Origin of the sequence: Arthrobacter sp. RIT-PI-e (genome assembly GCF_001187915.1) — a bacterium.
Classification (GTDB): Bacteria; Actinomycetota; Actinomycetes; order Actinomycetales; family Micrococcaceae; genus Arthrobacter_D.
In genome coordinates this window covers 1-3,717 of sequence record NZ_LGIU01000001.1, presented here as the reverse complement: position 1 = coordinate 3,717, position 3,717 = coordinate 1, and the positions used below count along the sequence as shown (strand labels likewise).

Sequence of the window (3,717 nt, the reverse complement as noted above, 5' to 3'; positions counted from 1 at the left end):
GGGGTGACGCCACCGAAGTCCTGGTTACCGGTGTTGGAGAGGGCGGCCACGCGCTGGATGCTGTCACCGGGGACGACGCCGGTGGAGGCCACGCTGAGGCGGTTGGCCGCGGTACCGGGGGCCCCGGGAGCCACGTTGACGGGACCGGCGGGGACGTTCTCGCTGGCGGAGGTCGTGGAGGTGAAGGAACCAGGGGGGCCCAGCCCCGCCGCGGACGCGGCGACACCCAGCAGGGCGACGGAGGCGAGGACCTTGCCCGAGGTGGACTTCAGGCTCAGCTTCGACGCCTTGTGGGAGGAGGGTGCGGTGTGTGCGGTGCGTGCCATGATGAGACCCGTTTCGTGGAGAAGTGTGCGGAAGACCGGGAACCAGGGCCCTGAGCGGACCTGTTCCTTCTGAGCTCAATCCTCCGACCCGCACATCAACGCACCGGTGCCGGAACCTCGAAGAAAAACCGAAGAAAGCGCAGGAACACCGAAGACCGGGTGCACATCCCCCGATCGGGATCGTGGCGGTCCCGGAATCCCTCTTCCGGAGCATCGAGGCTCCGTCAGGATTCCGGGGTACCACCGACCGGGAACCCCGCAGGGTCCCACGAGGTACGACGTGCAACCACGCCCTAGCGAACCGAGCGGGTGAGCGCGAGGTACTGCGGGTGCCGGCGCAAGAAGGCCTGCGCCGCAGGACACCGCGGGCTGACCCGCAGGCGCCGCTTGTGCGCGTTGAGCATGGCCTCCCGCACGAGACCCTGCCACAGCCCTCGTCCTTCGAACTCGGGCTTCTCCACCAGGGCACGCAGCACCAACTCGCCGTCCCGGATGGAGTACCTGATGTAGGCCGCGAGAGCCCCGTCGCAGTACAGCTCGAAACGTGAACCGTAGGCCGAGTCCTTGAACACCTCGCGCGCACCGCGGGTGGTGCCCGCCCGCTTCGCCTGCGCACTGCGTTCCTCGATCTCGTCGACCACGGCCTCGTAGCGCTCCGCGGCCCACTGCGGGGGGCGGTCCGTGTCCATCAGCAGGTACATCCGGTTGGCCGTGACCCTCAGTTCCGCCATCGGTACCGAGGTGAGGTCCAGGACCTCCAGTGCTGCCTGCATCCACCCTGCTTCGCGCTCCCGCTTCGTGGGAGGCGCGACGGACGGATCACCTGCCGAGGTCCCGTTCACCGATGGTTCGGGCAGCTCGACGCCGTCGGGGTGCCGCACCGGATCAGTGGCGAGGGGAAGGATGTCCAGTGATGCGCCGGGAAGTGTCAGATGTTCTGTCATGGATCAATCCGATGCTTGTCAGCAAGTACAGCCCGCTGCTGGACCGTGTTGGCACGACCCTAGCCCCTGCCACCCCCAATCCGATCGTCCCCCCGGGGCGAGAGACCGGGGCCCGCACGCGCACCGGAAGGGCGACGATCTCACAGTGCGCTCCGGCCGTGGATAGGAGGACGTCACGGACAGTTCACACAGCGCGCCAGGGACGGAAACGATTCCTCCCTAGCCTCGAGGGACAGCAGGAGCGGCCACCCCGGAGGATCCCGTGAGCATCGACGAAGCAGCATCGCCCGCAGCGGCGGCACCCCCTACCACCCCACCGGCGAACAGCCCGGTCCTGGTCCACCGGCCCGGCCGCTGGATCGACAACTGGGACGCCGAGGACACGGAGCAGTGGGACAACGGCGGCAGGTCCATCGCGAAACGGAACCTGCAGTGGTCCATCGCCTGCGAGTTCCTCGGGTTCGTGGTCTGGCAGCTCTGGTCCATCTCGGTCGTGTACCTGCCGGCCGCGGGCTTCACCTTCTCGACGTCGCAGCTCTTCTGGCTCATCTCCATGCCGTCCCTCGTGGGCGCGACGCTCCGCATCCCCTACACCTTCATGGTGCCGAGGTTCGGCGGCCGCAACTGGACCGTCGTCTCTGCACTACTGCTCCTGATCCCGTCCATCGGGCTCGCGCTCTGCGTCTCCAACCCTGGGACCCCGTTCGGTGTCATGCTCGCCGTGGCGGCCCTCGCCGGCTTCGGCGGCGGCAACTTCGCCAGTTCGATGGCGAACATCACCTTCTTCTACCCGGCCCGCGAGAAGGGCTGGGCGCTCGGCCTGAACGCCGCGGGCGGCAACCTCGGTGCCGCCGTCGCGCAGCTCGTGGTCCCCATCGCCGTCGGACTCGGTGCCGCCTTCAGTCTGGGCCTCCCGATCGCCGGCTGGATCTGGGTACCGCTGATCCTCGTCGCCGCCTTCGGCGCCTGGAAGTACATGGACAACCTGTCCAACGCCAAGAGCGACATTGCGGGCTCGCTCGCAGCACTCCGCGAGCCGCACTTCTGGATCATGGCGCTGCTCTACATCGGCACCTTCGGTTCGTTCATCGGTTTCGCCGGCGTCTTCCCCAAGCTCATCGCCGACACCTTCCCGGAGTTCAAGAGCTTCGACATGATGGGGATCGTCCTGACCCTCGCTTTCCTCGGCCCGCTGGTCGGCTCGCTCGCCCGGCCGTTCGGAGGGCGGCTCGCGGACCGCTTCGGCGGCGCGATCATCACGGTCTGCGCCTTCGCCGTCATGGCGATGATCGCCCTCATGGTGGTCTGGACGTTGCCCCTGGCCAACTTCTGGCTCTTCCTCGGCCTCTTCCTGGTCCTCTTCGCGGCGGCCGGTGCCGGCAACGGTGCCACCTACCGCATGATCCCCATCATCTTCGCCCGGCGCGGCGCCGTCGGGCAGTCGGGCGAGGTGAAGGAGTCGGTCGGTACCGCCCGGAAGTCCGCCGCGGCCCTCGGTCTCGTCTCGGCGGTCGGTGCGTACGGCGGCTTCCTGATCCCGCAGGTACTCAACGCCTCGAACACTGCCACCGGCAGCTACGACGGCGCCTTCCACGGGTTCGTGGCCGGCTACGTGGTCATGCTCGCGGTCACCTGGTTCTGCTACCTCCGCCGCTCCTCGACGCTCGGCAGGGTCTGACGCATGCGGGCGTCGGTCCTGGTGCCGGAGCAGTCCGGAACGCCCACGCACTGCCCCTACTGCGCGCTCCAGTGCGCCATGACGGTGACGGGCAGCGGCGGCCACCACACGCACGACGGCGGTGCGACGATCACCGGGCGCGACTTCCCCACCAACCGGGGCGGGCTGTGCCGGAAGGGCTGGTCCGCGGCCGAGCTGCTGAAGCATCCGGACCGCCTCACCGCTCCCCTGCTGCGCGGCGAGGACGGCGTGCTCCGCGAGGCCGCCTGGGACGACGTGCTCCGCCTCATCAGCGAGCGCGTCCGGACCACGCAGGCGGAGCACGGCCCGGACTCCGTGGCGGTGTTCGGCGGTGGCGGGCTCACCAACGAGAAGGCCTACACCCTCGGGAAGTTCGCCCGGCTGGCCCTGCGCACCTCGCGGATCGACTACAACGGCAGGTTCTGCATGTCCTCGGCCGCAGCCGCCGGCAACCGGGCGTTCGGCGTGGACCGCGGACTGCCCTTCCCGTTGGAGGACCTCGGCCACGCGTCGGTGATCCTGCTCCTCGGCTCCAACGCGGCGGACACCATGCCGCCGTTCGTCCAGCCCCTCCGGCGGGCACGGGCGGACGGCGGCCTGATCGTCGTCGACCCCCGCCGCTCCGCGACGGCCCGGCTCACCGAGCAGGGCCGCGGCGTGCACCTGCAGCCCACGCCCGGCACGGATCTCACCCTCCTGCTCGGTCTCGCGCACGTGGTGGTCGCCGAAGGGCTCGCGGCCGCCCCCC

3 protein-coding genes and 1 pseudogene are annotated in these 3,717 nt (G+C 69.5%); 2 read left to right on the top strand and 2 right to left on the bottom strand.

The window, feature by feature from the left end:
- Positions 1 to 326: pseudogene (locus tag AC792_RS00020) on the bottom strand (TasA family protein); the annotation flags it as partial.
- A gap of 293 nt (positions 327 to 619) precedes the next feature.
- On the bottom strand, positions 620 to 1,270 hold the full coding sequence (locus AC792_RS00015; RefSeq protein WP_082177201.1) for a GNAT family N-acetyltransferase: 651 nt from the start codon (positions 1,268 to 1,270) through the stop codon (positions 620 to 622).
- Between the two features lie 262 nt (positions 1,271 to 1,532).
- On the opposite strand from AC792_RS00015, the gene AC792_RS00010 reads away from it, so the two are divergent.
- Positions 1,533 to 2,948, top strand: a complete 1,416-nt coding sequence (locus AC792_RS00010; protein ID WP_049828559.1) for an MFS transporter — start codon at positions 1,533 to 1,535, stop codon at positions 2,946 to 2,948.
- A gap of 78 nt (positions 2,949 to 3,026) precedes the next feature.
- Positions 3,027 to 3,717: molybdopterin oxidoreductase family protein (locus AC792_RS00005; protein ID WP_442853584.1), on the top strand; the 691-nt coding region annotated here is incomplete at its 3' end.

Bases quoted from the DNA above. Each gene is read 5' to 3' on its own strand.
- AC792_RS00015 (WP_082177201.1), bottom strand. From the start codon at position 1,270: ATGACAGAACATCTGACACTTCCCGGCGCATCACTGGACATCCTTCCC.